At 63.9% G+C, this 2432-nt stretch carries 2 protein-coding genes; both read left to right on the top strand.

The features are described from left to right. Positions 1 to 115: 115 nt before the first annotated feature. Positions 116 to 973: a tyrosine-type recombinase/integrase gene (locus ETC27_RS16420; protein ID WP_136256050.1), complete on the top strand. Its 858-nt coding sequence runs from the start codon at positions 116 to 118 to the stop codon at positions 971 to 973. Next, positions 966 to 2117 (top strand): IS91 family transposase, encoded by a 1152-nt coding sequence (locus ETC27_RS16415; RefSeq protein WP_136256049.1) that lies wholly within the window; start codon positions 966 to 968, stop codon positions 2115 to 2117. Before ETC27_RS16420 ends, ETC27_RS16415 begins: the two co-directional genes overlap by 8 nt. Positions 2118 to 2432 lie beyond the last annotated feature (315 nt).

Below are 2432 nucleotides of genomic sequence, written 5' to 3'. Positions count from 1 at the left end.
CTAATACCTGTTGAACTAAACCGCTTCGCGGTAGCTGTCGTCGAATCCTGTCTTTCGCCTCATCGAACCACACTGTTCCTTGACCTACGTGGGTCAACGAACAGGAGTGACGACGATGACCGCCTTGCGACAGATGATGATCGAGGCCATGCGTCAGCATGGCTTCGCGCAACGTACCCACACTACCTACCTGACAGTGATCACGGACCTGGCGCGCTATTTCCACCGTTCGCCAGACACCTTGAGCACCGACGATCTGCAACGCTTCTTCCATCACCTGGTCCAGGAGCGCGGTTTGTCCGCCGCCAGCTGCCGCGTCTATCTGCACGGCGTGCGGTTCCTCTACTTGCAAGTGTTGCACTGGCCGTCGGTTGAGGTATCGCCGGTGGTGCCGAAGACACCGCAACGGATTCCGGAGCTGCTGACCCGCGACGACGTTCGGCGGATCCTGGCCGCCTGCCACAACCCCAAACATCGCATGATGCTCGACCTGTGCTACGGCTGCGGACTACGCGTCAGCGAGGTCTGTCACCTGCGGGTCAGCGATATCGATAGCCAACGTGGCCAGCTGCGTGTCGCCCAGGGCAAGGGCGCGAAGGATCGCATGGTCCTGCTACCGGCGACCCTGCTCGATCGCTTGCGCGACTACTGGCGTGCCTATCGGCCGGCGACATGGCTATTCCCGAGCGCCTTGTTTCCGGATCGCGCGCTGCACCCAAGCGCACCGCAGAAGGCCTTTACCCAGGCCAAACGCCAGGCCGGGGTCGAGCGGATCGGTGGCATCCACAGCCTGCGCCATGCCTATGCCACGCATGTTCTGGAGCAGGGTATGCCCGTTCATCAGCTCCAGCGGCTGCTGGGCCACCGCAGCATCCAGTCGACGATGCGCTACCTGCACTGGCTGCCGGGCCAGCAAGGGGCGCGTCAGGGCCACATCGACCTGGTGGCCGGCCTGGAGGTGGGCCATGACTGAGACCGCCACCCTCCAACAGGCCCTGACCCGCTTTCTCAACCCGGCCGGCCTGGATCGCCAGCGCCAACGCGTGTGCCACCACCTGCTCGCCTGCCGCACCGAGGCGATGGGCGGGACGGCCTTGCAGTGCTCGGACTGCGGCCACACCCAGCCACACTATTTCGGCTGTCGCGATCGCCACTGCCCGCAGTGCCAGGGCCGTGCCATGGCGCAGTGGGCCGAGCATCAGCAGGCGAATATCTTGCCCGTGCGCTATTACCATGTCGTGTTCACCCTGCCGCACAGCCTCAACGGCTGGGTCCAGCTGCACCCCGAGGTGATCTACCGGCAGCTGTTCCTGAGCGCCTGGCAGACACTGCGTACCTTCGGTCGCGACCCCAAGCGTCTCGGTGGCGAGATGGGCATGAGTGCGGTGCTCCATACCTGGGGCCAGAACCTGAGCCAGCATGTGCATCTGCACTGCCTGGTGCCCGGCGGTGCGCTGGGCGACGATGGCATCTGGCGCGAGGCGCGCAGCCACTACCTGTTCCCGGTCCGGGCCCTGTCGCGCCACTTTCGTGGACACCTGGTCAGTGGACTGCGCCAGGCCGCTACTGCCGGTGAACTCCACCGGGTCACCCGGCCCGGTGACGTCGGTGACCAGCTCAACGCGCTGATGGCCACCGAGTGGGTGGTCTACAGCAAGGACTGTCTCGAACACACCGACACGGTGGTGCGCTACCTGGCGCGCTACACGCGCCGGATCGCCATCAGCAATGCCCGCATCCTCGCCGTGGACGACCGCCAGGTGACCCTTTGCTACAAGGACTACCGCGACCGTGACCGGCGTAAACAGCTCATCCTCGATGGCGAGGAGTTCGTGCGCCGCTTCCTGCTCCACGTCCTGCCCAAGGGGCTGATGCGGGTCCGTCACTACGGTTTTCTGGCCAATCGCTGCCGGCGACGACGCCTAGCACAGATCCGCCAAACACTATCGGTTGTCGAGGTGACACTGGATGCCGAACCTGCCGCCAACGACGCGGAGCCGACCTACATTTGCCGACACTGCGGGCAACCGACACTGCGGGTGATCGGGACCCTCACGCCCCAGCGACTCAAACGTAGCCGACCCCCCAACCACAAGGAGCAACGCTATCGAGGATGAGCTAACGCCCTACCCACACAACGGACTCGGCGATACGGCCCGCTCGCGGGTCAAAGCGGGGCTCGTCCCGATGATGGATTTTGACCAGCAGGCGCGCTACGTTGGGGCAAATTAGCCCCGGAGGGACCTGGGATCATGGCCAACATCACTGCTCGAACGCGTCACAACAGCTCCGTATGCGCGCGACCTGACGTCTCAGGCCGCACACCGACCAATACAATACCCTATAGAAGCTGTGTAGCAGCCTGATGGGCGGCTTAGTCCAACAGGCATTTATACGCCATGCTCCGCACGGCGAAGAAATGCTGAACAGTT

It is taken from the genome of Onishia niordana, from assembly GCF_004798965.1.
Taxonomy (GTDB): domain Bacteria; phylum Pseudomonadota; class Gammaproteobacteria; order Pseudomonadales; family Halomonadaceae; genus Onishia; species Onishia niordana.
The sequence above is the reverse complement of the archived record's forward strand: the minus strand, read 5'-3'. Positions and strand labels throughout refer to the sequence as shown.